Source organism: Ferrovibrio sp., from assembly GCF_046297595.1.
In the GTDB taxonomy this organism is placed as follows: Bacteria; Pseudomonadota; Alphaproteobacteria; order Ferrovibrionales; family Ferrovibrionaceae; genus Ferrovibrio.
On the sequence record NZ_JBKBHT010000003.1, the window covers coordinates 488,808 to 514,156 of the forward strand.

The 25,349-nt window shown below is 65.7% G+C and carries 28 protein-coding genes and 1 tRNA gene; 8 read left to right on the forward strand and 21 right to left on the reverse strand.

Annotated elements, in window-relative coordinates; all coding sequences use genetic code 11:
* Positions 1-63 precede the first annotated feature (63 nt).
* From gcvA to ACK4FJ_RS11320, 4 genes are all read right to left on the reverse strand, one after another.
* Positions 64-1,038, reverse strand: a complete 975-nt coding sequence (gene gcvA, locus ACK4FJ_RS11305) for a transcriptional regulator GcvA (protein WP_409766448.1) — start codon at positions 1,036-1,038, stop codon at positions 64-66.
* 247 nt (positions 1,039-1,285) lie between these two features.
* Positions 1,286-2,167, reverse strand: coding sequence for a bifunctional methylenetetrahydrofolate dehydrogenase/methenyltetrahydrofolate cyclohydrolase FolD (folD, locus tag ACK4FJ_RS11310; RefSeq protein ID WP_409766450.1), 882 nt, complete (start codon positions 2,165-2,167; stop codon positions 1,286-1,288).
* A 4-nt stretch (positions 2,168-2,171) separates the two neighbouring features.
* A complete protein-coding gene (locus ACK4FJ_RS11315; RefSeq protein WP_409766452.1) occupies positions 2,172-2,531 on the reverse strand; it encodes a DUF167 family protein in 360 nt (119 codons plus the stop codon).
* A complete protein-coding gene (locus tag ACK4FJ_RS11320) occupies positions 2,513-2,764 on the reverse strand; it encodes a YggT family protein (RefSeq protein WP_409766738.1) in 252 nt (83 codons plus the stop codon). The genes ACK4FJ_RS11315 and ACK4FJ_RS11320 overlap by 19 nt, the downstream gene beginning before the upstream one ends.
* A gap of 351 nt (positions 2,765-3,115) precedes the next feature.
* Here ACK4FJ_RS11320 and ACK4FJ_RS11325 point away from each other — a divergent pair.
* Both ACK4FJ_RS11325 and ACK4FJ_RS11330 read left to right on the forward strand, forming a co-directional pair.
* Positions 3,116-3,191 (forward strand) — tRNA-Ala (locus ACK4FJ_RS11325).
* Between the two features lie 76 nt (positions 3,192-3,267).
* Complete coding sequence (locus ACK4FJ_RS11330; protein ID WP_409766454.1) at positions 3,268-3,786, forward strand: HXXEE domain-containing protein; 519 nt, start codon at positions 3,268-3,270, stop codon at positions 3,784-3,786.
* 42 nt (positions 3,787-3,828) lie between these two features.
* Here the strand turns inward: ACK4FJ_RS11330 and ACK4FJ_RS11335 are convergent, their stop codons facing one another.
* Positions 3,829-4,380 (reverse strand): hypothetical protein, encoded by a 552-nt coding sequence (locus ACK4FJ_RS11335; protein ID WP_409766456.1) that lies wholly within the window; start codon positions 4,378-4,380, stop codon positions 3,829-3,831.
* Positions 4,381-4,785: 405 nt separating this feature from the next.
* Positions 4,786-5,994, reverse strand: coding sequence for a polyhydroxyalkanoate depolymerase (locus ACK4FJ_RS11340; protein WP_409766740.1), 1,209 nt, complete (start codon positions 5,992-5,994; stop codon positions 4,786-4,788).
* A 197-nt stretch (positions 5,995-6,191) separates the two neighbouring features.
* On the opposite strand from ACK4FJ_RS11340, the gene ACK4FJ_RS11345 reads away from it, so the two are divergent.
* The gene (locus tag ACK4FJ_RS11345) at positions 6,192-6,848 is read left to right on the forward strand and encodes a glutathione S-transferase family protein (protein WP_409766458.1); all 657 of its coding nucleotides are present in this window, start codon (positions 6,192-6,194) and stop codon (positions 6,846-6,848) included.
* A gap of 19 nt (positions 6,849-6,867) precedes the next feature.
* Here the strand turns inward: ACK4FJ_RS11345 and ACK4FJ_RS11350 are convergent, their stop codons facing one another.
* The 3 genes from ACK4FJ_RS11350 to ACK4FJ_RS11360 form a co-directional block, all read right to left on the reverse strand.
* Positions 6,868-7,767 carry a hypothetical protein gene (locus tag ACK4FJ_RS11350; RefSeq protein ID WP_409766460.1) on the reverse strand — a complete coding sequence of 300 codons (900 nt, stop codon included), beginning with the start codon at positions 7,765-7,767 and terminating at the stop codon, positions 6,868-6,870.
* A gap of 106 nt (positions 7,768-7,873) precedes the next feature.
* Positions 7,874-8,701: a hypothetical protein gene (locus ACK4FJ_RS11355; protein ID WP_409766462.1), complete on the reverse strand. Its 828-nt coding sequence runs from the start codon at positions 8,699-8,701 to the stop codon at positions 7,874-7,876.
* A gap of 127 nt (positions 8,702-8,828) precedes the next feature.
* The gene (locus ACK4FJ_RS11360) at positions 8,829-9,542 is read right to left on the reverse strand and encodes a ribonuclease T2 family protein (protein WP_409766464.1); all 714 of its coding nucleotides are present in this window, start codon (positions 9,540-9,542) and stop codon (positions 8,829-8,831) included.
* Positions 9,543-9,584: 42 nt separating this feature from the next.
* On the opposite strand from ACK4FJ_RS11360, the gene nth reads away from it, so the two are divergent.
* Positions 9,585-10,226 carry an endonuclease III gene (gene nth / locus ACK4FJ_RS11365; protein WP_409766466.1) on the forward strand — a complete coding sequence of 214 codons (642 nt, stop codon included), beginning with the start codon at positions 9,585-9,587 and terminating at the stop codon, positions 10,224-10,226.
* Here nth and ACK4FJ_RS11370 read toward each other — a convergent pair.
* From ACK4FJ_RS11370 to ACK4FJ_RS11380, 3 genes are read right to left on the reverse strand one after another with little or no spacing between them, the layout of a single operon-like run.
* On the reverse strand, positions 10,223-11,497 hold the full coding sequence (locus ACK4FJ_RS11370; protein WP_409766469.1) for a flavin-containing monooxygenase: 1,275 nt from the start codon (positions 11,495-11,497) through the stop codon (positions 10,223-10,225). The two genes, nth and ACK4FJ_RS11370, sit on opposite strands and share 4 nt — an antisense overlap.
* A complete protein-coding gene (locus tag ACK4FJ_RS11375; RefSeq protein WP_409766471.1) occupies positions 11,494-12,444 on the reverse strand; it encodes an NAD-dependent epimerase/dehydratase family protein in 951 nt (316 codons plus the stop codon). The genes ACK4FJ_RS11370 and ACK4FJ_RS11375 overlap by 4 nt, the downstream gene beginning before the upstream one ends.
* The gene (locus ACK4FJ_RS11380) at positions 12,441-13,367 is read right to left on the reverse strand and encodes a bile acid:sodium symporter family protein (RefSeq protein WP_409766474.1); all 927 of its coding nucleotides are present in this window, start codon (positions 13,365-13,367) and stop codon (positions 12,441-12,443) included. The genes ACK4FJ_RS11375 and ACK4FJ_RS11380 overlap by 4 nt, the downstream gene beginning before the upstream one ends.
* Before the next feature lie 151 nt (positions 13,368-13,518).
* Here ACK4FJ_RS11380 and ACK4FJ_RS11385 point away from each other — a divergent pair, with 151 nt between their 5' ends.
* Both ACK4FJ_RS11385 and ACK4FJ_RS11390 read left to right on the forward strand, forming a co-directional pair.
* On the forward strand, positions 13,519-14,574 hold the full coding sequence (locus ACK4FJ_RS11385) for an AraC family transcriptional regulator (RefSeq protein ID WP_409766476.1): 1,056 nt from the start codon (positions 13,519-13,521) through the stop codon (positions 14,572-14,574).
* On the forward strand, positions 14,571-14,981 hold the full coding sequence (locus ACK4FJ_RS11390) for a hypothetical protein (RefSeq protein WP_409766478.1): 411 nt from the start codon (positions 14,571-14,573) through the stop codon (positions 14,979-14,981). The genes ACK4FJ_RS11385 and ACK4FJ_RS11390 overlap by 4 nt, the downstream gene beginning before the upstream one ends.
* Here ACK4FJ_RS11390 and ACK4FJ_RS11395 read toward each other — a convergent pair.
* From ACK4FJ_RS11395 to ACK4FJ_RS11410, 4 genes are all read right to left on the reverse strand, one after another.
* Positions 14,978-15,445 (reverse strand): hypothetical protein, encoded by a 468-nt coding sequence (locus tag ACK4FJ_RS11395; protein WP_409766480.1) that lies wholly within the window; start codon positions 15,443-15,445, stop codon positions 14,978-14,980. The genes ACK4FJ_RS11390 and ACK4FJ_RS11395 overlap by 4 nt on opposite strands.
* A 9-nt stretch (positions 15,446-15,454) precedes the next feature.
* Positions 15,455-16,165 (reverse strand): polymer-forming cytoskeletal protein, encoded by a 711-nt coding sequence (locus tag ACK4FJ_RS11400; protein WP_409766482.1) that lies wholly within the window; start codon positions 16,163-16,165, stop codon positions 15,455-15,457.
* Positions 16,166-16,230: 65 nt separating this feature from the next.
* Positions 16,231-16,911, reverse strand: a complete 681-nt coding sequence (locus ACK4FJ_RS11405) for an EI24 domain-containing protein (protein WP_409766484.1) — start codon at positions 16,909-16,911, stop codon at positions 16,231-16,233.
* A gap of 27 nt (positions 16,912-16,938) precedes the next feature.
* Complete coding sequence (locus ACK4FJ_RS11410) at positions 16,939-18,387, reverse strand: amidase (RefSeq protein ID WP_409766486.1); 1,449 nt, start codon at positions 18,385-18,387, stop codon at positions 16,939-16,941.
* A gap of 64 nt (positions 18,388-18,451) precedes the next feature.
* Between ACK4FJ_RS11410 and ACK4FJ_RS11415 the strand changes: the two genes are divergently transcribed.
* Positions 18,452-19,447 (forward strand): adenosine kinase, encoded by a 996-nt coding sequence (locus ACK4FJ_RS11415; protein WP_409766489.1) that lies wholly within the window; start codon positions 18,452-18,454, stop codon positions 19,445-19,447.
* 20 nt (positions 19,448-19,467) lie between these two features.
* Here ACK4FJ_RS11415 and ACK4FJ_RS11420 read toward each other — a convergent pair whose 3' ends face one another.
* From ACK4FJ_RS11420 to ACK4FJ_RS11435, 4 genes are all read right to left on the reverse strand, one after another.
* Positions 19,468-19,965: a HutD family protein gene (locus tag ACK4FJ_RS11420; protein ID WP_409766491.1), complete on the reverse strand. Its 498-nt coding sequence runs from the start codon at positions 19,963-19,965 to the stop codon at positions 19,468-19,470.
* Positions 19,941-21,599: a heparinase II/III family protein gene (locus ACK4FJ_RS11425; protein ID WP_409766493.1), complete on the reverse strand. Its 1,659-nt coding sequence runs from the start codon at positions 21,597-21,599 to the stop codon at positions 19,941-19,943. Before ACK4FJ_RS11425 ends, ACK4FJ_RS11420 begins: the two co-directional genes overlap by 25 nt.
* Positions 21,600-21,605: 6 nt before the next feature.
* Complete coding sequence (gene rpe, locus ACK4FJ_RS11430) at positions 21,606-22,280, reverse strand: ribulose-phosphate 3-epimerase (protein ID WP_409766495.1); 675 nt, start codon at positions 22,278-22,280, stop codon at positions 21,606-21,608.
* Positions 22,281-22,370: 90 nt separating this feature from the next.
* Positions 22,371-22,793, reverse strand: a complete 423-nt coding sequence (locus ACK4FJ_RS11435) for a PaaI family thioesterase (RefSeq protein ID WP_409766496.1) — start codon at positions 22,791-22,793, stop codon at positions 22,371-22,373.
* A 56-nt stretch (positions 22,794-22,849) separates the two neighbouring features.
* Here ACK4FJ_RS11435 and ACK4FJ_RS11440 point away from each other — a divergent pair, with 56 nt between their 5' ends.
* Positions 22,850-24,151, forward strand: a complete 1,302-nt coding sequence (locus ACK4FJ_RS11440; protein WP_409766498.1) for an RsmB/NOP family class I SAM-dependent RNA methyltransferase — start codon at positions 22,850-22,852, stop codon at positions 24,149-24,151.
* On the opposite strand, the gene ACK4FJ_RS11445 is transcribed toward ACK4FJ_RS11440, so the two are convergent.
* Positions 24,148-25,314 carry a mandelate racemase/muconate lactonizing enzyme family protein gene (locus ACK4FJ_RS11445; RefSeq protein WP_409766501.1) on the reverse strand — a complete coding sequence of 389 codons (1,167 nt, stop codon included), beginning with the start codon at positions 25,312-25,314 and terminating at the stop codon, positions 24,148-24,150. The genes ACK4FJ_RS11440 and ACK4FJ_RS11445 overlap by 4 nt on opposite strands.
* Between the last annotated feature and the right edge of the window lie 35 nt (positions 25,315-25,349).

The window sequence follows — 25,349 nt, forward strand, 5'->3', positions numbered from 1 at the left end:
TCGTGATCTATAGAAGCGCGGATGCGGCGCGGACAAATGCAAAGCGTTGCGCTTCGGATGAAATCATTTCACCTGACGCCGGGGCGCGCGACGTTTTCCGGTTTGCGGCTTTTTGCCGTTCCCGCCGCTGGCGGGCAAAAACGGCGCCATCTGCGTATTGGCCCGCCGCATCAGCTCCACCAGCCAGTCGCGCAGCGCGGCCAGCGACGGCCGTTCGGCATCGGCGCGGCGGCAGACGAACCAGTAGCCCTGGTCGGCCGGCACCACCACGGGAAACGGCATCACCAGCCGTTTGTCGGCCAGCTTCGGCGCGATCAGCGGCACCACGGCCAGCGCGACGCCCAGACCCTGCTCGGCCGCGTCCAGCATCTGCACCACGCTGTCGACCCAGACCTCGCGGCCCGCCGTCACACCCTCGACGCCGGCAGCGCGCAGCCAGCGTGGCCAGGCATCGGCGAAAGTCGAGAGGTGAATCAGCGTCTGGCCGCGCAGGTCGCGCGGGGATTTCAGCTTCGCCGCCAGCTTCGGCGCGCAGACCACCGTGGTGGCCAGGTCGGTGAGCTTCACGGCGCTGAGCCCCGGCCAGCGGCCATGGCCGAAGCGCACGGCGGCGTCGATGGCGTCGCGCGCAAAATCGGCATGGCGCGGCGAAGATTCGACGAACAGCCGCAGGCCGGGCCGGCTTTCCAGGAATTCGGCCAGGTTGGGAATGATCCAGGTGGCCGCCACATTGGGCACCGCCGACAGCCGCAGGTCTTCGGCATGGGGCGTCTGGCCCACGCGCAGCGAGGCCTGCGCCACCTGGTCGAAGGCTTTGCGCACCGTGCTGAAATAATCCTGCCCGGCCTCGGTGAGGCGGATCTCGCGGTTGAGCCGGCGGAACAGGCTGAGGCCCAGATGCTGCTCGATCTGCTTCACGCGATGGCTGATCGCCGATGGCGTGAGGTTGAGCTCAGTGGCGGCCGCCTTGAAGCTCAAATGCCGGGCGGCGGCGTCGAAGGCCTCGAGGGCCAGCAGGGGCGGCAGGCGTTTCGCCATGGCCCCAGATTAGGAGGATTCAGGCGAATGGGAAGCCGTGACGTGGCGGCAGGCTGACGCTGCGGCAGGTCCGACCTTGGTCTAGTGCGCCATGGGAGATCAGTCGGCGTTTTAAAGCAGAATAAGGAAAATCGTGGATGGCCGGCCAGGAAGGCGCTTTTCTGGGTCCGGCCATGACGTCCTGTAAATGAAGCGTCATGCCCGGGCTCGACCCGGGCATCCACGTCTTAGTCTGAAGCGTCTCTTTCTACAGCGTCTTCGGGTCGATCTTCTCGCGATAGCAGGCGGCCGTCAGCGTGTTCTGCAGCAGACAGGCAATCGTCATCGGGCCGACGCCGCCCGGCACCGGCGTGATCACGCCGGCGACCTCGACGGCCGAGGCGTAATGCACATCGCCGATCAGCTTGGTCTTGCCGTCGTCTTTCGGTACGCGGTTGATGCCCACATCGATCACGGCGGCACCGCGCTTGATCCATTCGCCGCGCACCATCTCGGGCCGGCCCACGGCGGCGATGACGATATCGGCATGCTTGCACAGCGCCGGCAGGTCGCGCGAGCGCGAATGGGCAATCGTCACCGTGGCATTGCCGGCCAGCAGCAGCCCGGCGACCGGCCGGCCCACCAGGATCGAACGCCCGATCACCAGCGCGTTGGCGCCGGCCACCTCGACGCCGGCCTTTTCCAGCAGGATCATGCAGCCCAGCGGCGTGCAGGGCGTCAGCGCCTCCATGCCCTGGGCCAGCTTGCCGGCATTCACCGGATGCAGGCCGTCGACATCCTTCATCGGGTCGATCGCCTCGATGATCGCCTGGGTGTCGATCTGTTTCGGCAGCGGCATCTGCACCAGGATGCCATCCACGGCGGGATCGGCATTCAGCCGCGCCACCACGTTCAGCAGGTCGCGCTGGCTGGTGCTTTCGGGCAGCTTGATTTCATCGGAGAGCATGCCGGCCTCGCGCGTCTGCACGCCCTTGTTGCGCACATAGACCTCACTGGCCGGGTCGTTGCCCACCAGCACCACGGTGAGGCCCGGCAGGCGGCCGGCCTTGGCCTGAAAGCGCTGCACTTTCGCGGCCACGTTCTGGCGCAGATCCGCCGCCACCGCCTTGCCGTCCAGGATCGTCGTCATGAAATCACCTCGTGTTCGATGCGGCGAGCCAGCCGGACAGTGCCGTTTCCAGCGCGGCCGGATCGCCCGATATATGGATCTGCTTGTGCCGGTCGGTGGCGCCGGCGACGATTTCAAAATCCCGCCCCGGCAGCTTCAGGCTTTTCGCCAGCAGCTTCAGCAAAGCGGCATTGGCCTTGCCGTCTTCCGGCACGGCGGTGACACGCGCGGCCAGTTCGGCGCCGCCGTCGGCGGTGGGTTTCACACCCTCGATGGCATCGCGGCCGCCCTTGGGCGTGAGGCGCACGAACAGGCGCAGGCCGTCGGCCTGGCGTTTCCAGGGCCGGGCCGCGGATGCGGCAGCCGTCAGGCCAGGTATTCCCACAGCAGGTTGCGGATGAAGATCAGCAGCAGGATCAGCACCACCGGCGACAGGTCGATGCCGCCCAGGTTGGGCAGCAGGCGCCGGATCGGGCGCAGGGCCGGCTCGGTGATGCGGTAGAGGAAGTCGCCGATGGCATAGACCACGCGGTTGCGTGTGTTGATCACGTTGAAGGCGACCAGCCAGCTCAGGATGGCCGAGGCGATCAGCACCCACATGTAGAGGTTCAGCACCATATCGATCAGGATGATCAGCGACTGCACGTAACCCTCCGGGGGCGGCGAGACCATGATCGGCCATGGTCATCGGAACGACACCGGGGAGTGATACCGGCAGGCGGGCGGAAACGCAACCGAGCGGGCCGCCCGCCGGACCCGAAAGATAAGGCAAATAGCGGGCGCCATTACAAAAACGGCGGAAAGACCCGCCGGTGGCCGGCGGCAGCCGGAAGCCGGCCAACAGCCTTACGGGCCCACGATTTCGGGGGTTTAAGGTGTGGACAAAGCCCGGCCCGTTTGCTACTTGCTAGCCGCCCGGCCGGGACCCTTGCGAGGTCCCTTTCTATCCTTCGGCCGGCGCACCGGCTTGGGGCCGTAGCTCAGATGGGAGAGCGCCTCGTTCGCAATGAGGAGGTCAGGGGTTCGATTCCCCTCGGCTCCACCAAATCCCCCTCGCAGGACATGCCCGTTTCCCGCCAGACGTGAAGGTCCGCCCCATGACCGCTGCCGTGCCCAGTGCCATGTCTAGCGCCATATCCGGCGTCGCGCGCCATCCGAACCTGATGCGCTTCGAGCGGTTCCTCTGGGCCCTGCCGCTGGCCTATGCCGTGCACATCCCCGAGGAGTTCTTTGCCGGCTTCCCCGAGTGGATGAGCCGGCACATGCATGCCGACATGGACAACCATGGCTTCTGGCTCAACAACGGCCTGTTCATGGCGATCCTGCTGTCGCTGTCGCTCTGGGCCTGCCGCAGCCGGTCAGCCCTGGCCGCCTTCGTCTTCCTGAGCTGGGCGAGCGGCAACCTGTTCTGGAATTTCATCTTCCATGTCGTCAGCACGGTCTATGCCGACAGCTATTCGCCCGGCCTGGTATCGGCATCGCTGCTCTATTACCCCGTCGCGATCTGGGCGGGCGTGCTGGCCATGCGCAGCGGCCGGCTGGACCTGCCGGGCGTTTTCGGTGCCTTTGCCATCGGCGCCGGCCTGATGCTGTTCGTGATCTGGAGCGGCCTGTGGAATTTCAGGCTGCCCTTCGCCTGAACGTTAGGGCGAAACCCCGATAGAAGCGCGCGGCGGAAATCCTCACGCCGCCATCTCGAACGGCCCGTGTTTCACCGTCACGCCGGGTTCGGGCGGCAGCAGGCGCAACGGGCCGGCGCGGCTGTCGCGGGCCGTGAGCGTCTCGACGATGATGGTGCATTCCACCGCCGTGGCGCCGTCGGCCAGCGGCAGCACCAGGCGTTCGGCGGTGATCACGTTGTCGGTCTCGCCGGGTTCCAGTGGCGGCAGGGTGTAGACGCTTTTGCAATAGACCGGCTTGCGCCACTGGATCACCTCGGCCAGCAGGTCGCGCATGTATGTCACATAGCCGGGATCGGCGAGGCCGGCGAAGGTGGCGGCGTCCATGCCCTCGGGCATCTCGCGGAACCAGCGCGCGATCTCGTGGCCGCAGAGGCGGAAGCGGCCGAGATCGAAACTGCCGCGATTCACCTCGGCGATGATGATATGCGGCAGGATGATGCGCGGGATCGTGGCCGCGTCCAGCAGGCGGATATCGGGGATGTTGACCGGCTTGGGCAGGGCGCGCCAGAACATCTGCGCGGCCTCCAGCACCGGATTGGCGGCCAGCAGCATGGGGCCTCGGCGGAGCGGGTGTCTTTATCGGCTCCAGCTATGCACCCTTTGCCGCCTGAGCGGGAGGTTGAGAATCGGAAATGCCGGCGCGGGTTTTTTCAGATGCCTTTGGCCGCTGCTTTTGGGCCACACTTTATTCTTTTCCCAGGCCGGCCTTGATATCACCGGCCGCCGCTTCACATCGAATGGGCCGCTCTTGCCCATCGTGAATCCGCTGCACGCCGCCGGTTCTGGCGACAATTGGCGATGATTGGCAATCGTTGGCGATTATTGTCGATAATTGTCGATAATTGGCGAGGTCTGGCCGGCCGTCTGCCGCCAATTGGCCGGGCCTGGGCGCGCGCAGGCCGAGGCTGGCCAAACCGGATCAGCCACTTACGCCGATCCGGGCCGCCGGCAGGCCGCTTATTCGCTGGCCAGGATGGTATTGCGCAGGATCGGGTAGATCTGGTTGTTCCAGCGTTTGCCGCTGAACACGCCGTAATGGCCCACGCCGGCCTGCATGTGGTGGCGCTTGCGATAGGGCCGCAGGCCCGTGCACAGGTCATGCGCCGCCATGGTCTGGCCGATGGCGCAGATGTCGTCGCGCTCGCCTTCCACGGTGAGCAAAGCCGTGCGCTTGATCAGACCGGGATTGACGGGCTTGCCGCGATAGGTGAGTTCGCCTTTCGCCAGGCGGTGTTCCTGGAACACCCATTGCACGGTCTCGAGATAGAATTCCGCCGTCAGGTCGAGCACGGCGAAATACTCGTCGTAGAAATCCTTGGTCTTGGCCGCCTGCTCGAAATCGCCCTGCCACAGATGCTGGAACAGCTCGACATGGGCCTTCACATGGCGGTCCATGTTCATGCTCATGAAGGCCGTGAGCTGCACGAAGCCGGGATAGACGCGGCGGCCGGCGCCGGGCAGGCCATGCGGCACGGTCGAGATCAGCTTGCTCTCGAACCAGTCGATGGGGTTCTCCATCGCCAGGTCGTTCACCTTGGTGGGGTTGATGCGCGTGTCGATCGGCCCGGCCATCAGCGTCATCGAACGCGGCTGCGCCTTGTGGCCCTGTTCGGCCATCACGGCCACGGCGGTCAGCGCCTGCACGCAGGGCTGGCACACCGCCACGATATGGCCGCCGGGGCCGATCACGGTCAGGAATTCGATCAGGTGGTCGACATAGTCCTCGAAGCCGAAGCGGCCGGCATCCAGCGGCACGTCGCGGGCATTGTGCCAGTCGGTAATGTAAACGTCGTGGTCGGGCAGCAATGTGGCCACCGTGTCGCGCAGCAATGTGGCGAAATGGCCCGACAAGGGCGCCACGACCAGCACACGCGGCTGCTCGGCGGCGATGTCCTTCTTGAAATGCAGCAGGGTGCCGAAGGGCGTGACATGCGCCGGTTCTTCGGTCACCGCCACGTCGCGGTTGCCCACGGTGACGTTCGTGATGCCATAGGGCGGGCGGCCGTGGCTCAGGCCGGCGCGGGCCAACATCTCGGTGGCGGCCGCCATGCCGCGCAGCAGCGGGTTATGCCCGGCCGCGTGCTGCAGGCCCGGCAGGGCCTGTTCGGCCATGCGGCGCAGGGGCGCCATCAGGTCGGCCTGGGTCTGGTAGGCCAGGTAAAGCATCGCGCTGGGGTCAGCCTTGGTCATGCAGTCCGATCGGCCGGGCATCGACCCGACGCGAAATTCCGGCGCTCCCCCCATGGCAGGCCGGTTGCAAAAAAAGCTAATGCAGTTTTTGCTGCAATGCGAGATATATGTATGCACCGCACAGGCTGGACTTTCGGCGAAGCCCGTGCCAGCCGCCGCCGGGGGGAACGGGAATGTCCAGGGCTACACTCACCATCAGCAGCAAGAACTATTCCTCCTGGTCGCTGCGCGGCTGGCTGCTCTGCCGCATGGCCGGGCTGGATTTCGAGGAAAAGCTGCTCTCCAGCGACGACCCCTCCACCCGGGCCGAATTGCTGCTGCTCTCGCCCAGCTTTCTGGTGCCGCGCCTCACCCATGGCGAGGTCTCGGTCTGGGACACGCTGGCGATCGCCGAATACCTGCACGAGATCGCGCCCCAGGCCGGGCTGATGCCCGCCGACCAGGTGCAGCGCGCCCATTGCCGCGCCATTGCCGGCGAGATGCATTCGGGTTTCTACAATCTGCGCTCGGCTCTGCCGATGAACCTGAAGGCGCATTATCCGGGCTTCAAGATCTGGGCCGGCGCCCAGGCCGATATCGAGCGCGTGATCACCATCTGGCGCGATTGCTTCACCGCCTATGGCGGGCCGTGGCTGTTCGGCGCCAAACCCTGCCTGGCCGATGCGATGTACGCGCCGGTCTGCACCCGCTTCCTCACCTACGACGTGAAGCTGGATCCCGAATGCCGCGCCTATTGCCAGACCATCATGGCCTGGCCGGTGATGCGCGACTGGGTGGATGCAGCCAAGGCCGAGCCGGAAGAGCTCGACGAGCTCGACGTCGAGTTCTAAACGCGCCCGTTGGTGGCGGTTATGCGATCCCGCCGCCATGACGCGACACGAAACTGCGCAGGCGATGCAGCGCCGGCGCCGCGATGGGATCGCGCCCGTTCAGCATCAGCACCAAAGCAGGCCGGCTGATCTCCAGCCTGCCGGCCAGATCGTCGATGGTGATCTGCGCCGTCTTGCAGGCCTCGCTCACCACGCTCAGTCCGTTATTGTCGAGATAGAAATTGCCGTCCTCCTCGCGCACATGCAGGCTGCCCTTGGGCAGGGCCGGCGCGACATGGCCGGCTGCATGTTTGCTGGCGGCAGGACTGGCCGCGCGGACCGGCGCAGGGCGCGCGGCCGGGCGCTGGATCGCCATTTTCGGCGGCGCCGGCGGGGCAGCACTGAAATCGTCCAGCGCCAGCCCGGTCGGCCGGGTGAAATCGTCGAGGCCCAAACTATGGCCGACCTGTTCTTTCAGCGCATTGCTCAGATCCTGCAGCCGTGCCGCATCGAGCGGGGCGAGCTCAAAGCGCGCGGCATTGTTGCCATGGAAATCGCGGATCTCGTCCAGCCGCGCCAGCCGGCGGGACAGCACCGGCTTGCTGCCCAGCGGCCAGGGTTTGCCGCTGTCGGCCATGCGCGCCAAAAACGCGCGTGTGGCTTCCGTCTCGAGCTGCAACACGCCCCAGCGCACCTGCGCGAGGTTCTTTGCCTGCGCTTCCTGCTTCTCCGGTTCAAAATCGCCCAGGCGCGATTCGACCAGATCGATGAAAACCTGGAACTGGTCCAGCTTCTCCAGCAGATTGCGGAAATCGCCAAAACGGTCCGACATGCCGGCGCTGGCAAAGGCCTTGGCGATTTCCTGCGCCTGGCGTTCGACCTGCGCGACCAGCGCAAGGGCGGCGGCGCGGGTGTCGGTTTTCTTCTGGGTCGTCTGCACGGCGGGCTCCGGAACGGCTATGAAAGTCCGGAACTGAAATTAGACATGCGAGCAGGCTTGCGGTGGTTATTTTCCGCTTAGGGTGTTCAAACGATAACCTGCCGCTTCAGGCAGCGATGCCGCCGTTCTGGGTGATGAAATTACGCAGCATGTCCAGCGGCCCGCGGCTGATCGGATCGTTGCCGTTCAGCATCAGCACCAGCGAGGCACGGCTGACGCCGATTTTGGTCGCCAGCTGGTCCATGCTCATATTCGCCGTGCGGCAGGCCTCGGTCACGGCCACGATGCCGTCGCGCTCGACATAGAAACGGCCGGCCATCTCGCGCACGCGCAGGCGCGGCGGCGGCGCGGCGGGCGGCGGTGGAGGCTGCCGGCGAGAGCGTTTGTTTCGCGGCGCCGGGCGGGCGCGCAGTTGTGGCGGTGGTGGTTCGGCCTCTGCCGAAACGCCATAGCTGAAATCCTCCAACCCCGGCGCGCGTTCGATCTGGGCCTTCAGCAGGTCTTCCACCGCATGCAGCATCGCGCTGCCCAGCGGAATCAGGCCGTATTCCTGGCCATGGCGGTCGTAATATTCGAGGAATTCGTCCAGCCGGTGCAGCCGGCGCTGCAGGAATTCGCGGCTGCCCAGCGGCCAGGGTTTGCCGCTTTCGCCGATGCGCACCAGGAAAACTTGGGTGCTGTCCACCTCGACCACGATGATGCGCCAGCGGATTTCTGCCAGATGCCGGGCCAGCGCGTCGCGCTTGGCCGGCTCGAATTGCGGCAGACGCTCCTCGACCAGGTCGACGAAGACGTGGAAATGATCGACCTTGTCGATGAAGCGTTTGAAATCGCCGAAACGGTCGGAAAAGGCATCGCCGTGGCGATAGGTGTCGGTGATATCGAGGCCCTGGCGCTCTACCTGAGCCAGCAGGCGCAGGGCTTCTCGCCGCACTCTGCCTTTTTCTGCCGTCTGACCGACCACGCGACCCCTGGGTGTTTAGCCTAGCATTCTCAGGCAACACTAGCGGGCTTGGTTGTGTTTATCAATTTCCAATTCTATTATAAATTTCTATTCATATTCAATATCTTGGCTGCTTGCACGGGATGAACTGGCTGAAATCCCGGCTGATGCAGACATGCACCTCGCGGATCACCCCATCCTGGGCCAGCGCCCGCAGGCTCTGCACCGTCAGGCCTTTATCCGCATTGGCCGCCGCCAGCACCGCGGCGTAATCTTTCGCCGCCTGGCGCGGCGCCGGTTCGGGCAGGACCAGCCGCTGACGCAGCCGGGAGATGATGGCGAAATAGGCCGCCGGATCGGTGAAATCGCTGCAGCTGCCATGCTTGAGCCACTGGCACTGCATCAGGCGCGCATCCGGCATGGTGCACATGGTCCGGCGCAGCACCTCGGCCGGCACGGGCTGCACCGCCGCGCAGTATTGCGGCCACGAGCCGCCATCGCGCTTATGCCGGTATTCCGGCCACAGGCCATGCACCACCCAGCCAAACTGGTTGTCGCGGCATTGCACCGGGCTGCGCTCGCCTGCTTTGGTGGCGCAGAAGGCCGGCGACCAGCTCAGGCTGAGGATATAATGGTCGAAATCGCCGGGCCGCCCGCGCGGCAATTCGCGCGACTGATCCGGCCGCGAGCAGGCCTGCACCTCGATCTGCGCGGGGATGCGGCATTGCGGGGCTTGGGCCTGCGCCGTCTGCGCGCCGGCCGGCATGGTGGCGGACATGGCGGCGGGCAACAAAAGCAGCAGCAGGAATGCGAGCTTGCGACAGAGCATCATGGCGGTCTAAAGATCGACGACCTACCTCCTTTTGCCAAGCCCATGAAGCCCCAGCAAGCCACCGAATTCTTCGCCCGCCTGGCGAAACAGAACCCCGAGCCGAAGACGGAGCTGAATTACGTCAACGCCTATACGTTGCTGGTGGCCGTTGTGCTGTCGGCCCAGGCCACCGATACGGGCGTGAACAAGGCCACGAAGGCCCTGTTCGAGAAAGTGACCACGCCGGCGCAGATGCTGAAGCTGGGCGAGGCTGGCCTGAAGCAGCACATCAAGACCATCGGCCTATTCAACGCCAAGGCCAAGAACGTGATCGCCCTGTCGAAGATCCTGGTCGATCAGCATGACTGCCAGGTGCCGCGCGACCGCGACGCATTACAGGCCCTGCCCGGCGTGGGCCGCAAGACGGCGAATGTGGTGCTGAACGTGCTGTGGGGCGAACCGACCATCGCGGTGGACACGCATATCTTCCGTGTTTCCAACCGCACGGGCCTGGCCAAGGGCAAGACACCGCTGGCCGTGGAGCTGGCGCTGGAGAAAGCCGTGCCGAAACAGTTCGTGCAGCATGCCCATCACTGGCTGATCCTGCATGGCCGCTACATCTGCAAGGCGCGCAAGCCCGATTGCTGGCGCTGCATCGTGGCCGACCTCTGCGCCTTCAAGCCAAAGACAAAAAAGGACGACTAACTGAGCGACGCGATCGCGGCCTGCAGGTCGCGTTTGTATTGCAGGAAATCGACGAAGATGCCGTGTTCGCCACGATCCTGCGTGCCCTGCGCGCAGCCTTCGACGATGCGGCTGCGGAAGGCTGCGGCCGCGGATGGTGTCTTCTCGCGTGCCTTCAGGTAAGCGGCGATCAGATCGGTCTGCAGTGCACGGCCGGCCCAGCCCACGCCGGCGCCTTCCAGCAGGCCCGCCACGAACAGGCCGTTATCCTGCGGCGGAAAGATGTTGAGATAAAGCTGCGGCGCCTGGTTCGCTGGCCGCCAGTTCAGCACGGAGAGATCATCGAGGAACGGAAAGGTGATGCGGTAGCCGGTCGCCAGCAGAACCAGATCGACCTTGTCCTCGCGGCCATCGGCAAAGACCACGGTATCATCGTGGAATTCGCGGATCGGCTTGCGCAGCTCCACATCGCCCTGCCCCAGATGCTGCAGCACCAGGGAATTGACGATGGGCGTGCGGTCGTAGAGCCGATGCTTCGGCCGGGGCAGGCCGAAGCGTTCCGGCGGACCGACCAGCAGGCGCAGCAACGGCTCGTGCAGCATGGCACGGAGGGATTTGGGCAGGATGAAGCGTTTTGGTTTGTGATTGGCCTCGTCGGCCGGTTTGCCGGCGAGGAATTTCGGTACGAAATGATTGCCGCCGCGCACGCTCCACAACACGCGGGCGGCGCGATGGATGGCATCCACCACGATGTCGCAGCCGGTATTACCCATGCCGACCACCAGCACGGCCTTGCCGTCGAAGATATCCGCCGTCTTGTAATCCTTGGCATGCATCAGCCGGCCGCTGAAGGAACCAGGAATCTGCGGCAGCAATGGATCGGTAAGATGGCCGTTGGCGATCACCACGCCGGCATAATCCTTCACACTGCCGTCGCTGAAGCGCGCGCGCCATGCGCCGCCATCACGCACCAGCGTCTGCAAGCTCGTATTGAACCGGATCAGCGAATAAAGCCCAAAATGCGTCGCATAATCGCGCAGGTATTGCAGCACCTGGGCATGGCCGGGATAGGCCGGCCAGCCCTCGGGCATCGGAAAATCGGCAAACGCAGTCGTGCGTTTCGACGAGATCAGATGCGTGGAGGCATAGACCGCGCTGGACTCCGCACCATAGAGCCATTGTCCGCCGATATCGACATGGCGCTCCACGGCTTCCACCGGCAGGCCGGCCTGTTTGAAACTTTTCAGCGCCGCCAGCCCGGCCGGGCCCGCGCCGATCACCAGATAGGTCATGCCTGTTTTGCCTTCCTGTAGCGTTCGAACACCGCATCCGCATCCAGCAGCGGCACATAGCCGAAGCCGCGTTTCAGCAATGCGTTGTCCAGCACCGGGCGGTACTGGATGAATTTCACATGCTGCGGACCCAGCTTGGTCAGGCCCAGCCGGTTGAGCAGCCACAGCACGCCCTTCAGCAATGCCGGCGGGATCGCCAGATAGGGCTTGCCGAGTTTGCCCGCGATCTGCGCCAGGCTGAGCGTGCCATCGCCGGCCAGGTTGAACACGCCGGCCGGCCCGCCGCAGGCCGCGCGGACCAGGGCCGCCACCACGTCGCTGTCGGCCACCAGCGAAAAGGGCGTGGTTGTGCCGGTGAGGCCCAGCACCAGCGGGCGCTGGAACATCGCCGTGATCTGGTTGGCCGTGCCCGGTCCCAGCACGGTGCAGGGCCGGAATACGGTCTGCCTCAGCGCGGGATGTTTCACACGCCAGTCGGCCAACAACTCCTCGACCAGGCGTTTGTGCCGCGCATAGGCGAAATCCTCGTTGCCGCGCAGGGCATCGCTTTCGCGCAGCGGCACCGGATTGTCGGCATGATAGCCATAGGCCGCGCCGCTGGAAGTGACCACCAGATGCGCCACATCGGCGGCAAGGCAGGCGCGCAACACATTCTCGGTGCCCTTCACGTCGATCTCGAAGTCGCGCTGCTCGTCGCCGCCGGCTGCCACCACGGAGGCCAGATGCACCACACAGCGCGGCCGATGCTGCTGCATGTGATCGGCCAGTACCGGATCGCGGATATCGCCGGCGATGTAGGTCACACCCGGCAACCGTTCAGGCAATGGCACATCGCGTAGATCGAAGGCGATTACCGGCTGCGCTGCCGCATCGGCGGCCAGCGCCGCCACCAGGCTGCGGCCGATGAAGCCGGCCGCGCCCGTCACCAGAATACCAGCATTGCTCATGCCGATTGCTCGCGCATGCGGCGGGCATCGCCACGCTTCCATAGCGTCGCCAGCGTCCAGCCCGAGACGATATGCCAGATGCCCCAGCCGGCGGCGATCAGCGCCGCGCCGCCCAGCGCATCGAACTGATTGAGGATCAGCGCCAGGCCGAGGCCGGAATTCTGCATGCCGATTTCGACGGTGACGGCACGGGTATCGGACCGGTTCATGCGGATTGCTTTCGCGGCCAGCCAGCCCAGCAGCAGGGCCGACGCGTTATGCAGGATCACCAGCGGCATGATATCGGACAGGAAGGTGAGTAGATGGCGTCCATTCGTAATCGTGGTGGCGAGGATGAACAGGATCAGGAACAGGAAGGACATGATCTGGAACGGCCGGCGCAGTCGCGCGGCCAGTCGCGGTGCCCAATGCGCGATCGCCATGCCCAGTGCCATCGGCACGCCGAGGATCAGCACGGTCTGCGCCAGGAAAGGTCCCGCCTCGATATTCACCTGCCGCAGCAGGGCCGCCGTGGCCGGGTTGAGGGAGGCCCAGAACAGGATGTTGAGCGGCGTGGCGATGATCGCCACCACGCTGGACAGGCCGGTCATGCAGACCGACAGCGCCGTGTTGCCGCGCCCCATATGGGTGATCAGGTTGGAGAGATTGCCGCCCGGGCAGGCCCCCACGATGATCATGCCGAGCGCGACACTGGGCTGCGACTGCAGCACCATGGTCATCGCCCAGGTGAGCGCCGGCAGCAGGAGCGTCTGCGCCGCCAGGCCGGTGAGCGGGGCCAGAGGCTTGCGCAGCACGGCCGCGAAGTCGCTGACACGCAAATCCAGCGCGACCCCGAACATGATCAGGGCCAGCACGAGGCCCAGGATGGCCTGGCCGGTCGAATCGATCTGGATCAGGACGGCGTCGATGGACGCGTCTGTCATGGTTTCCTCCCTCACCGGCCGCTTTGGGTTTCTGTCGGGTTGTCGCGGCCGGCCCGCTGCGGCATTCTGGCGCAGCCAGGGCGACAGGGCGATGGCCGGATGCGCCAGCCGATTGTCGCCGGACGCCAAAATCAGGAGGAAACCGGACAGGATGAACCAGGCCGGCGGCATCTTGCAGCCTGTTCCGCGCAGCGTGGCGGCCGGTTATGTGCGCACCCTGCTGGATGCCCTGCGCGACCAGCGGACCGCGCAGCCCGTCTCTGCCGACCAGGTTCTGCGCGAGGCCGGTCTTTCCCCTGCTCTGCTCGACTCCCCCGAGGGCCGGCTGCCCCATGATGCGGTTTCGGCGATCTGGCTGGCCGCCCTGCGCCTGACCGGCGACAGCAATCTGGGCCTGCATGTGGGCGAGCAGGTACGGCCCGGCTCCTTCGACGCGCTGGGCCATCTGCTGATGAGCTCCGAAACCCTGCGCGAGGCAGCGGCGCAGGCCGACCGCTTCGCACCGCTGGTGGGCGGCGGCGGGCATTTCGCGGCCCGGCCGGAAGGCGCGGATATCCGCCTGTTCTACATGCCCTTCGATCCCGACTGGCCCTGCCGGCGCCATCGCGTCGAAGCCGTGCTGACGGCGACGCTCACCTTCACCCGCTGGCTGTGCGGTCGGGACATCGCACCCCGCAGCGTGCGCTTCCGCCATGCCGCGCCCGACGGCACCACTGAGCATCGCCGCATCTTCGCCGCACCAGTGACATTCGATGCCGAGGACGATTCGCTTCTGCTGGCGGCGGATACGCTGGCCCTGCCGGTGCGACAGGCCAGCCCGGCCCTGAAGGGCATGCTGACCGATTATGCCGACCGCGCGCTGGCGCGCCTGGGCGATGCAGCCGGCGACGACGACCTGCGCATGCGGCTGGCCGGTTGCATCCGCGGCCTGCTGGCCTGCGGGCATCCGCCCAGCATCGATGCGGCGGCGGCGGCAATGGGCCTGACGCCACGCACCCTGCAGCGGCGGCTGGCCGAACGCGGCACCGGCTTCCAGGACGAAGTGGCGGCCCTGCGCTGCGCCATGGCGAAGGAACTGCTGCGCGATCCAGGCCGCAGCATGGCCAGTGTGGCCGCGCGGCTGGGCTTTGCCGACGTGGCCAATTTCCATCGCGCCTTCAAGGCCTGGACCGGCGCCACACCCGCGCAATGGCGGCGCGGCGCATGACATTGCCGGCACCATTGCGGGTGATGTTCGACAGCAACGCCTATGACGAGATCCTGCGCCATAATGATGCGGACCGTATTCGCTCGCTGATCGAGGCGGAAAAACTGGCCGTCGTCACGACGCATGTTCAGGGAGACGAATTGCGCCAGATCGCCGATGCACAGAAACGCGCCGCCTTGCTGGATTCGTATAACATTATCGGTGGCAAGACGGTTTTACCCGCTGAGGCGATCGATGGCGATATCACCTACATGTCGCGGGACGACATGCTGGCCGGCGTGGCAAAAGCCTGCTGCGACAGACTGGTGACCCATGACCGGGTGCTGGCCGAACGCTGCAGCGATCTGGCGATTTCCTATGGCGCCTTCCGACAACTGGCCGGACTCGACCTGCAGACAGGCCCTTAGGACATCGGTTTTGGCTGCGCCATCGGCGGCTGGGTTTTCAGCAAAGCCGCCAGGCAGTCGGAATCGTCCACCGTCTGGCCGCGCACGCGGCTGAGCACCTGGGCATGCGTCACACGCAGGCGCGGACTGGGATCGTCGGGATAGAAGAACAGCAGCAGGGTGCAGCGCGGATTCTCGGACTGGTATTGCCAGACCTCGCCGGGCGGTTCGCGCCGCAAGGTGGTGGGCGCGCCGAACAGCGCGCGGGTCTCGGCCTCGGTCTTGCGCACCACGTCGGCGCTGAGCGGCCGGCGCGGCGCCTCGTCGGGCCGCGAAGGCGCCGGCACCAGGGCCAGGTCGAGTGGTTCCTCGCCGGTGCCGGCACTGCCCGAAGGCCGCGCGCCGCAGGCGGCCAGCGCCAGCATCGTCAGGCCCAGAAAAACAAGGCGCGGGGCAAAGGCCCCGCGCGATACGCGATACGACATCACGATGGTTTATTCGGCGGCGGCCGACGATGCCGTGCGGCTGCCGGCGGCAACGGTCTGCACGGTGCCGGAAATCTCGCCGCCGCATTCGATCTCGAGCTGGCCATAGGCGATCTCGCCCGAGACCTTGCCGCTGCCGCGAATCAGCAGGCGTCCACGCACGCTGAGGCGACCCTCGAAGCGACCGCGGACCTCGGCCTCTTCCACTTCGGCCGAACCCTTGAACTGCCCGGTTTCGGTGATCTCGACGAAGCGGCTGTCGGTGAGCTGGGCCTCGACGCGGCCTTCGACGATCACCTTGTCGCAGGCGGTGATCTGGCCATTCAGGCTGATCTCGCGTCCGATCAGCAACACCTTGGGCTCGGCACCTTCGCTGCGCGGCGCGGCAGAAGCGGCCGTGGCCTGCACCACGGCCTTGGGCGCCAGATCGACGCCGGGGCGCTTGGCGATTTCGGGACGGAAGGTCGGGGTGTTTGGTGTGTCGGTCATGGCGGCTCCGGCGGTAACGGTTGCGGGGGCGGTGGGCAGAACGGGTTTGCCGACGGCCCGCAGATGGCTGGGCATGGGCGGCAGATCGTCATCGGCCTTGGTAACGGGCGAAGCCACTGCCGGTTCGGCCTGCTTCATCTCCGCCTGCTTGATCTCGGCCGGCTTCATGTCTGCAGGCGCAGGCGGCAGGGTGGCAGCAGTATCGGCACTCGGCTTCTTGCGACCAAACATAGACGGTTCTCCTCTGATCCCCCAAGGTGATTCAGCCGGCAACCGACCTATTGCCGGGATAACGGTCAGCCCGTCGCCCGCAACCGCTTGTAGACGTGAACCATGAATGCGGTAGCTACAATCGGGACAAGGAAATTTACGACCGGAATGGTTAACAGAAGCACAATAAGCACGCCGCACAGCCACACATCGCCGCGTCGACGCTGGCGCAGCCGGTCGGCCTCCGGTCGCGGCAGGTAGCGCCAGGCCACCGCCTCGAAATATTCCCGGCCGACCAGATACCCGTTCACCGCCAGCGACAGGATGTAAAACAGCGGCGGGAAGAACAGCAGGATGCCATAGACCGGCAGCAGCACGATATTGACCACAAGAACGATGCCGAGAAAGCGCAGCGAACCCCACAAGGCCGGCCAGAAGGCCAGCGGCTGGCCGCGCGCCTCCTGCGGGTAATGTTTCTGCTCCACCGCGTCGGCAATATCGTCGATGAACAGGCCGAGCGCCGCCGTCATCACGGCGGGGAACAGCAGCATCATGCCGACGAAAAAACCCAGACCGGAGAGGAAACCGACCAGCCAGTCGAGCCAGGTCTGCTCGGTTTCCGGCAGCAGCAGCAGGCCGAACCACAGCCCCACGGCCAGCAGACCGAACACCACCATGCTGATCAGCAGCGATTTCACCAGCACGCGGCGAAAGGCCGGATCGGGCAACTGGCCGACGGCGAGGCTTAAACTGCGACCGATCATCATGTCTCCACGGTTATGGCCAGCGCCGGATCATGGCTGGCCGACGATGGGATCGAGCGGCACGCGCCCGCTCAGGCCCAGCTCGGCCTCCAGAACGGCGCAGAAAGCCAGCAATTCCGCCTCGCCGCGCGGCCGCGCCACCACCTGCAGGCCGATGGGGCGGCCCGATCTGGTGAAGCCGCAGGGGATCGAGATCGCCGGCGTGCCGGTAAGCGTGATGGCGAATTGCAGCACCAGCCAGGAGATATAGGTATCGAACCGGCGGCCTGCCACCTCCTCCAGATAACGCTGGCGGTGATCGAAAGCCGGCGCCACGGCAGTCGGCAGCAGCAGGAAGTCGTGGCGCTCGAAGAAAGCCGAGACGCTGTTGTAGATCACGCCCTGCACGCGGCGCGCATCGGCCAATTCCGGCCCGCTCAGCTTCAGGCCCTTTTCCGCGTTCCAGATCACGTCGGGTTTCACCAGGTCGGTTTTGCCCTGGATCTTTGGCCAGATCGAGGCGGCGAAATTGGCCGCGCGCAGAACCTGGAAGCAGTCTTCCGCGCCGGTGAAATCAGGCACATCCGTGCCGACCTGCGCGCCGAGTTTCTCCACCCGTTTCACGGCCTGACTGCAGGCCTCGACCACTTCGGGATCGACCGGCGTGAGCCCCAGATCGGCCGTCCAGCCCACCCGGCAGCCGCCGGCGAAGCGCGAGGGCAGCCGGCCCAGGCTCATAGCATGATCCACGGAGTCGACGAAGCTGCGGTCGGGTGCCGGCAGGCTGAGCGGGTCGCGCGGATCGAGGCCCGACTGGGCATCCAGCATCAGCGCCACATCGCCGACATTGCGGCCCATCGGCCCCAGCACCGAGAGCGTGTCGAAGGGCAGCGCGCGCGGGCCCCAGGCAACCCGGCCCGGCGAGGGACGCAGGCCGACCACGCCGGTGAAAGAGGCGGGCGTGCGCAGACTGCCGCCAAGGTCGGAGCCATCGGCCAGCCAGACCTCGCCAGAGGCCAGCGCCGCCGCCGCGCCGCCCGAGGATCCGGCCGGGGTGAGCGCCGTGTTCCACGGATTGGTGGTGGTGCCGAACACGTCGTTGAAGGTCTGCGCGCCGGCGCCGAATTCCGGGGTGTTCGACTTGGCGATCACCAGGGCGCCCCTGGCCTCCAGCCGTTCCACCGAATAATCCGAGCGCGGGGCGATGCGGTCGGCAAAAACGCGGCTGCCCTGGGTGCAGCGCACGCCGGCCACATCCACCAGGTCCTTGATTGCGATGGGCAAGCCGTAGAGATAACCCGGCGGCGGGGTTTCGGGATGTTCCAGCGTCCCGGCCATGGCGCGGGCGCGATCCAGACACAGGGTCGGCAGGGCGTTGACCTTGGGTTCCACTTCGGCGATGCGCTTTTCCGCTGCATCGATCAATTCGCCCGGGCTGACATCACGGGCCTTCAGGGCCGCCACGGCCTGGCGGGCGGTCATCTTTATCAACGCGTCCATATTTGCCTTCCTTGCCTCGATTGGCTACAGAGTAACGGTAAATACCGCCAGCAGGAAAGCATCGATGACCAAAGCCCAGAACAACGTGCTCGCCATCGGCAACGCCATCGTCGACGTGCTGGCGCGCGTGGACAACGACTTCCTCGACGAACACGGCATGCCCAAGGGCGGCATGACCCTGATCGACGGCGGCCGGGCCGAGGCGCTGTATGGCGCCATGGGCGAGACGGTGGAATGCTCGGGCGGCTCGGCGGCGAACACGGCGGCCGGCATCGCCTCGCTCGGCGGCCAGGTGCAGTTCATCGGCCGCGTGCGCAACGATCCGCTCGGCGAGGTCTTCATCCGCGACATTCGTGGCTTGGGCGTGCATTACGAAACCGCGCCGGCCTCGGAAGGACCCTCGACAGCGCGCTGCCTGATCCTGGTGACCCCCGACGCGCAGCGCACCATGAACACCTATCTGGGGGCATCGATCGACCTGACGCCCGATGACATCGAACCTGCCGCCGTGGCGAAGGCCGAGATCACCTACCTGGAAGGCTATCTGTGGGACCAGCCGATGGCCAAGGATGGCATTCGCAAGGCAATCCGGCTGGCTCATGATGCCGGCCGCAAGGTGGCGATGACGCTGTCCGACAGTTTCTGCGTCGACCGCCATCGCACCGAATTCCGCCATCTGGTCGAACACCATGTCGACATCCTGTTTGCCAACGAGGCCGAGATCACCGCGCTTTACGAGACGCAGGATTTCGACGGCGCACTGCAGCATGTGCGCGGCCATGTCGATGTCGCCGCCCTCACCCGCTCGGAAAAGGGCTCGGTGATCATCTCGGGCGAGGAGTTGCACATCATCGACGCGGTGCGCGGCGTGAACGTCGTGGACACCACCGGTGCCGGCGATCTTTATGCCGCCGGCTTCCTCTATGGCTTCACCCATGGCTTCGACCTGCATGCCGCCGGCCGGCTCGGCTCGCTCTGCGCGGCCGAGGTGATCAGCCATATCGGTCCGCGACCGCAGAAATCGCTGAAGCCCTTCGTCGCCGAGGCGCAGAAAGCCTGAGTTAGAAAGCTGGCCAACCTTCAGAAGGGCCGGTCAACGAAGGCGTTGAGGACATGTCGGTCATCGAGGCGAATCGAGACGCCGTGACCCGACACCACGGCATGGCCCATCGAGGGCAGCGGCGCGCGTGAGCGGGCGACAGCGACGCGCATCACCTCGTCATGGCGCGCCATCACGTTAAGGTCGCGGCAGGGGCCGTTGATCAGTCGGCATTGCGCGGCCAGGCCGCCATCGAACTGGTGCGGCTCGAACGGTTTGGTGACTTCCAGCGTGGAGCCGTCACTGAAATCCAGGATGAAGCCGTTGCCCTCGATCAGCGTGATCCAGCGCGTGATGCCAGGAAAAGCCGAGAACGGCCCGTCGCGCTCGATCTTCGCCATGCTGACGCGCCAGCGAAAATCCTCCAGAGTCGCATTGGGTGGATCGATGGCGATCTCGGTGGTGAGGCCGCCGCCATTCTTCCAGGGCTGCGCCTGCAGGCTGGCGATATGGATCAGCCGATTTTGGTTAGTGCCCATTTGAATACCAGAGGGGTTTCGCCGGCCGAGCCGGTCATCACGATCTGCTGCGTGCGCCGTGGCGCATCGGCGCCGCCATTGTCGGTATGGCCGAAATAGATACTGTCTTCCAGGCGCACCACGCCGCCGGCGCCACGCCAGCGCCAACCTTGGCCGCTGGCGCTTTTGAGGATCACAGTGTCGCCGCTGCCGATCAGGGAGGCATGCACGCCGGGATGCAGGTGCAGCCGCAGCACGGCTTCCGCCGGCATGCCGCCATTCGTGGATTCCGTGACGGTTTCCTCGCCACGCAAATCTTCGCCTCCAGCCGCCAGGAACAGGCGGCGGCGACACAGGCGGCCGTGGCTGCGGCGCCAGCCGTCATGTTCGAGATCGAACCAGATGGCACCATCCTGCTCGTTGCGCGTGACAGATACCCGCGCATCAGCCGCCGGTTCGCCCTGGCCAAGTGTGATGGTGCTATGTGCCGCACTACCGCTCAAGGCCTCGGCCCAGTCGCCGCCGATACGGCGCGAGGCGCCGCAATTCACGATCAGGCGATCCTTGCCGTGACTGAATTCGAAGGACAGCAGGCCGCGATGGGCCAGCGGTGCATCGGGCTGTGCCGGCGGCACCATACCGGCATCAAGCAGCAGCAGGCCGCGCCGGGCAACGGCACGCTCGTAGCCGCTGAGAGTGGCCGAATTGAGCGGCTTGCCCTTGGCTTCCGATAGATCGAGCAATTGATCGACCTGGGCAGGCACTTCCTCCTGCCCGCCATGGAACAGCGCGAGGCCACCATCGCCATGTCGGAAGAAGCGCAGCATCGGCGCCATGCGGTCGAGGAACACCTGTAGCATCGCGGCGCGCTCGGGATCGAGCGCCAGCAGGAAACGCCACAACGCCACGATCTCGCGCAGCAGGCGATAAAGCTGCGAGGGGTTGCGGCTGACATGGCAGCCATCGGCCAGGATCTGCGTCTCCAGCGCATCGCAGAGTCCCTGCATCGCTGCCTGCTCAGGCTGGCCCAGTGCTTCCAGCCCGTAGAGCAGGCCGAGCAGAGCCGTGAAGCGCGGCAGGCCCGGGGGCGTGCGCTTCGCTGCGTTGTTCAGATGCGCCGTGTGACGCGCGATGGCGAGCAGGAAATCATGGGCGAATTTTTCATCGGCGCCATCCAGCAGGAAATGCGCCGCGCCGATCCAGTGCGACAACCGCCGCCCCGCCACATCGGCACGCCAGGGCAGGCCATGAATCTGCTGCGCGTGTTTCTCGAGCCAGGATGAGATCAGCGCGCGCGCCATGCGTCGCGCCATGTCGCCGCCCTGGCTGGCGAAATCGCGCAACCAGCGGAAGCCGTGCAGTTCGGCGGCCCAGGCGGCATGGCTGGCGGCATCGAGTTTCAGCTCGGTCGCCGTCATGCCCCATGGCGCGGCATGGGGCGAGACAACCTCGACGCCGGCGAATACGAAGCGGCCCTGGAACAGGCGATCTGCATTGGCCACCGAACCGGGCCAGGTTTCGTCGGGCAGCACCGGCAGCTCAAGCGGCGCCTGGCGCGGCAGCGTCAGGGCATAGAGCCGCGTGGCATACCAGGCGGCGCTGGCGCGCCGCAGCAGTTTCCGTCCGAAGCTTTCCCGTAGACTGGCCGCAGCCACGTCAGCTCACGCCGCGCGCTTGGCGCGCACCCGCGCAATGTTGTCGGCATAGGCCGACGGGCCGCCCTGGAAGGTAGCCGTACCGGCCACCAGCACATCGGCGCCGGCATCGACGGCCAGTTGCGCCGTTTCGGCATTGATGCCGCCATCCACTTCCAGGTCTATGGTGCGGCCCGACTTGTCGATGGCTGCGCGCAGGATGCGGATCTTGTCGAGCTGGCTGGAAATGAATTTCTGGCCGCCGAAACCCGGATTGACGCTCATCACCAGCACAAGGTCGACCATGTCGAGCACCGCCAGCGCGGTTTCCACCGGCGTACCGGGATTGAGCGACAGGCCGGCCTTCTTGCCCAGCGACCGGATGAGCTGCAGCGTACGGTGCACATGCGGGCCGGCTTCCGGGTGCACGGTGATGATATCGGCGCCGGCCTCGGCGAATTGCGGCACGAAGGCATCCACCGGCGAGATCATCAGATGCACGTCGAAAGGCTTCTGCGTGTGCTTGCGCAGGGCCGCCACAACGCCCGGGCCGATGGTGAGGTTGGGCACGAAATGGCCATCCATCACGTCGATATGGACATAGTCGGCGCCGGCCCTGTCGATGGCGGCGATTTCGGCACCCAGCTGGGCGAAATCGGCGGACAGGATCGAGGGGGCGATTCGGGTGGCTTGCTGCGGCATGGCCGGAGGATTAGCAGGTTCCGGCCCATCCGCCAAGCAAGCGGGCCGCCCCGATTCGGCCATAATTCGCGGTTTGGCGCGGTATTTCGCTCAGTTCGCCGTCAACAGCGCATAGGTCAGGCTGGCCTGGGCGAAAGGTTCTTCTCGCTCGATGCTGCGGAATACGGCCTCGCCGAAAGTCAGGCTCTTGCCCAGCCGGATCACGCGGGTCTCGCACAGCACGTCCTGGTCCGCCACCGCGCGGAAGAAGCTGGTGGTCTGGGTCACGGTCGCCATGTTGACGAAGCGCTTCAGCGCGCTGGTGACGGCGAAGACCATGGCCGTGTCGGCCACCGCCATGATCGCCTGGCCGCAGAGGATGCCGCCCACCCGGGCCAGTTTCGGATTGTTGGGCAGGCGCAGCACGACGCGGCCCGGTTCCAGGCTGTCGAAACGAAGATGCAGGTCGCGGATCCAGGGCGGGAAATTCTCGGCCAGAATGGCCTGGGCATCGGCAATGGTCAGATCGGTCATGGCGCCTCCCGGTCAGTGCCTCGACTATACCCCAGCCCGGGTCTAGAACAGCGGCCATGTCCGACCAGCCTCCCGTTTCCGCACCGCTCAACTCCCGCCGCGTCGCCGCCAGCCTGCTGGATGGCGTGTTGGGCAAGGGCCGCGCGCTGGATGATCTGCTGATCGATGCAAAAACCGGCTTCCGCGACCTGGCCGACCGCGACCGCGCCTTCGTGCGCCGGCTAGTCGCTACGGCCCTGCGCCGGCGTGGCCAGATCGATGGCTGCCTGCGCAAATTCCTCACGCTGTGGCCCAAGGGCCTGCCGCGCGAGGCGATGCGACTGGGCACGGCCGAGTTGCTGTTCCTCGATGCTCCGGCCCATGCCGCCGTCGATTCTGCCGTCGAGCTGATGCATCCGGAACAGAAGAAGCCGCGCGGCCTGATCAATGCCGTGCTGCGCAAGGTGGCCACCGAAGGTGCCGCCATCGTGGCGCAGCAGGATGCGGCGAAGCAGAACACACCCGACTGGCTGTGGCGCAGCTGGGAAGCGGCCTATGGCCCGGACCTGGCGCGCGATATTGCATTGGCGCATCTGCAGGAAGCGCCGCTGGACATCAGCGTGAAAGGCGATGCCGCCGCCTGGGCGGAAAAACTGCAGGCCGAATTGTTGCCCAGCGGCAGCCTGCGCCGCATGGCGGCGGGCGCGGTGGAAAGCCTGCCGGGTTATAATGATGGCGCCTGGTGGGTGCAGGATGCCGCCGCCTGCCTGCCGGCAAAACTGCTTGGCGATGTAAACGGCAAGACCGTTGCCGATCTCTGCGCAGCACCGGGCGGCAAGACCGCGCAGCTGGCCGCCATGGGCGCGCAGGTGATGGCGGTGGATCGCTCGGATCCGCGGCTGAAGCGGCTGAAGGAAAATCTGAAACGCCTGAAGCTGAAGGCCGAGGTGAGAACCGCCGAGATCGAACAATGGCAGCCGCCATACATGTTCGATGCCGTGCTGCTGGATGCGCCCTGTTCGGCCACCGGCACGATCCGACGCCATCCCGACCTGCCGTATCTGAAAGACGAAACCGACGTGATGAAACTGGCCACGTTGCAGCAAAGGCTGATCAAAGCAGCCTGGGCAATGCTGAAGCCCGGCGGCAAGATGGTCTACTGCGTCTGCTCGCTGCAGCCCGAGGAAGGCGAGAAGCAGATGCCCATGCTGCGCGCCCTGCCCGGCGCACGCATTGTGCCGGCCGAAGCGGACGGGCTTGGCGTGCCTGAGGATGCGGTCACGTCTGACGGCGCCCTGCGTACCCTTCCCTGCCACTGGGCGGATCGTGGCGGCATGGATGGCTTCTTCGCCGTCTGCCTGGAGAAAGCTGCCGCCTAATCGAGCAGCGATTTCATCACGGCATAAAGTTCGGATTTCGCCTCGAAACCCACGCCGGGGATCTGCGGCAGGCCGACATAGCCGTCTTCCACCGCGATGCCGTCGGCGAAACCGCCGAAGGGCTTGAACACGTCGGGATAACTTTCGTTGCCGCCCAGATGCAGGCCGGCCGCGATGTTGAGCGACATCTGGTGCCCGCCATGGGGCACCACACGCCGCGTGGACCAGCCGTGATCCTTCAGCATGTCGAGCGTGCGCAGGTACTCCACCAGGCCATAAGACAGCGCGCAGTCGAATTGCAGCCAGTCGCGGTCGGGTCGCATGCCGCCGAAGCGGATCAGGTTGCGCGCATCCTGCATCGAGAACAGGTTCTCGCCGGTGGCCATCGGCCTGTCGTAATGCTTCGCCAGCTCGGCCTGCAGCGCATAATCCAGCGGATCGCCCACTTCCTCGTACCAGAATAAGTCGTAGGGCAGCAGCGCCTTGCCGTATTCGATGGCGGTGGCCAGATCAAAACGGCCGTTGACGTCGACGCAGAGATTGCGCCCCTCGCCCACGATCCCGATCACGGCCTCGATGCGGCGGAGGTCTTCCGCCAGCGATGCGCCGCCGATCTTCATTTTCACGACGCGGTAGCCGCGGTCGCGATAACTCTTCATCTCGTCCTGCAGGGCGGTCAGGTCCTTGCCGGGGTAGTAATAGCCGCCGGCGGCATAGACCCAGACGCGATCATCGGCCACGCCGTTGCGGTAGCGGTCGGCCAGCAGGCGCCAGAGCGGCACACCCGCGATCTTGGCCACGGCATCCCACACCGCCATGTCGAGCGTACCGACCGCCACCGAGCGTTCGCCATGGCCGCCCGGCTTCTCGTTGGTCATCAGGGTTTTCCAGATGGCAAACGGATCGAGATTGTTGTTGGCGGTATCGACCAGCGTATCGGGATCGGCGTCCATCAGGCGCGGCAGGAAGCGCTCGCGCATCAAGGCGCCCTGGCCGTAGCGGCCGTTGGAATTGAAGCCGAAGCCCACCACCGGTTTGCCGTCGCGGACCACATCGGTGATCACGGCGACGACCGAGCAAGTCATTTTCGAGAAATCGATATAGGCATTGGCGATCGGCGAGGCGATCGAGACGGTTTTCTCGCGGACTTCAACGATGCGCATGCGACGCTCCTGCTCTGGCGGCGTGTCGCAGCATA

Bases quoted from the DNA above. Each gene is read 5' to 3' on its own strand.
- gcvA (WP_409766448.1), bottom strand. From the start codon at position 1,038: ATGGCGAAACGCCTGCCGCCCCTGCTGGCCCTCGAGGCCTTCGACGCC.
- folD (WP_409766450.1), bottom strand. From the start codon at position 2,167: ATGACGACGATCCTGGACGGCAAGGCGGTGGCGGCGGATCTGCGCCAG.
- ACK4FJ_RS11320 (WP_409766738.1), bottom strand. From the start codon at position 2,764: ATGGTGCTGAACCTCTACATGTGGGTGCTGATCGCCTCGGCCATCCTG.
- ACK4FJ_RS11330 (WP_409766454.1), top strand. From the start codon at position 3,268: ATGTCTAGCGCCATATCCGGCGTCGCGCGCCATCCGAACCTGATGCGC.
- ACK4FJ_RS11335 (WP_409766456.1), bottom strand. From the start codon at position 4,380: ATGCTGCTGGCCGCCAATCCGGTGCTGGAGGCCGCGCAGATGTTCTGG.
- ACK4FJ_RS11340 (WP_409766740.1), bottom strand. From the start codon at position 5,994: ATGCTTTACCTGGCCTACCAGACCCAGGCCGACCTGATGGCGCCCCTG.
- ACK4FJ_RS11345 (WP_409766458.1), top strand. From the start codon at position 6,192: ATGTCCAGGGCTACACTCACCATCAGCAGCAAGAACTATTCCTCCTGG.
- ACK4FJ_RS11360 (WP_409766464.1), bottom strand. From the start codon at position 9,542: ATGATGCTCTGTCGCAAGCTCGCATTCCTGCTGCTGCTTTTGTTGCCC.
- nth (WP_409766466.1), top strand. From the start codon at position 9,585: ATGAAGCCCCAGCAAGCCACCGAATTCTTCGCCCGCCTGGCGAAACAG.
- ACK4FJ_RS11370 (WP_409766469.1), bottom strand. From the start codon at position 11,497: ATGACCTATCTGGTGATCGGCGCGGGCCCGGCCGGGCTGGCGGCGCTG.
- ACK4FJ_RS11375 (WP_409766471.1), bottom strand. From the start codon at position 12,444: ATGAGCAATGCTGGTATTCTGGTGACGGGCGCGGCCGGCTTCATCGGC.
- ACK4FJ_RS11380 (WP_409766474.1), bottom strand. From the start codon at position 13,367: ATGACAGACGCGTCCATCGACGCCGTCCTGATCCAGATCGATTCGACC.
- ACK4FJ_RS11385 (WP_409766476.1), top strand. From the start codon at position 13,519: ATGAACCAGGCCGGCGGCATCTTGCAGCCTGTTCCGCGCAGCGTGGCG.
- ACK4FJ_RS11390 (WP_409766478.1), top strand. From the start codon at position 14,571: ATGACATTGCCGGCACCATTGCGGGTGATGTTCGACAGCAACGCCTAT.
- ACK4FJ_RS11395 (WP_409766480.1), bottom strand. From the start codon at position 15,445: ATGTCGTATCGCGTATCGCGCGGGGCCTTTGCCCCGCGCCTTGTTTTT.
- ACK4FJ_RS11400 (WP_409766482.1), bottom strand. From the start codon at position 16,165: ATGTTTGGTCGCAAGAAGCCGAGTGCCGATACTGCTGCCACCCTGCCG.
- ACK4FJ_RS11405 (WP_409766484.1), bottom strand. From the start codon at position 16,911: ATGATGATCGGTCGCAGTTTAAGCCTCGCCGTCGGCCAGTTGCCCGAT.
- ACK4FJ_RS11410 (WP_409766486.1), bottom strand. From the start codon at position 18,387: ATGGACGCGTTGATAAAGATGACCGCCCGCCAGGCCGTGGCGGCCCTG.
- ACK4FJ_RS11415 (WP_409766489.1), top strand. From the start codon at position 18,452: ATGACCAAAGCCCAGAACAACGTGCTCGCCATCGGCAACGCCATCGTC.
- ACK4FJ_RS11420 (WP_409766491.1), bottom strand. From the start codon at position 19,965: ATGGGCACTAACCAAAATCGGCTGATCCATATCGCCAGCCTGCAGGCG.
- rpe (WP_409766495.1), bottom strand. From the start codon at position 22,280: ATGCCGCAGCAAGCCACCCGAATCGCCCCCTCGATCCTGTCCGCCGAT.
- ACK4FJ_RS11435 (WP_409766496.1), bottom strand. From the start codon at position 22,793: ATGACCGATCTGACCATTGCCGATGCCCAGGCCATTCTGGCCGAGAAT.
- ACK4FJ_RS11440 (WP_409766498.1), top strand. From the start codon at position 22,850: ATGTCCGACCAGCCTCCCGTTTCCGCACCGCTCAACTCCCGCCGCGTC.
- ACK4FJ_RS11445 (WP_409766501.1), bottom strand. From the start codon at position 25,314: ATGCGCATCGTTGAAGTCCGCGAGAAAACCGTCTCGATCGCCTCGCCG.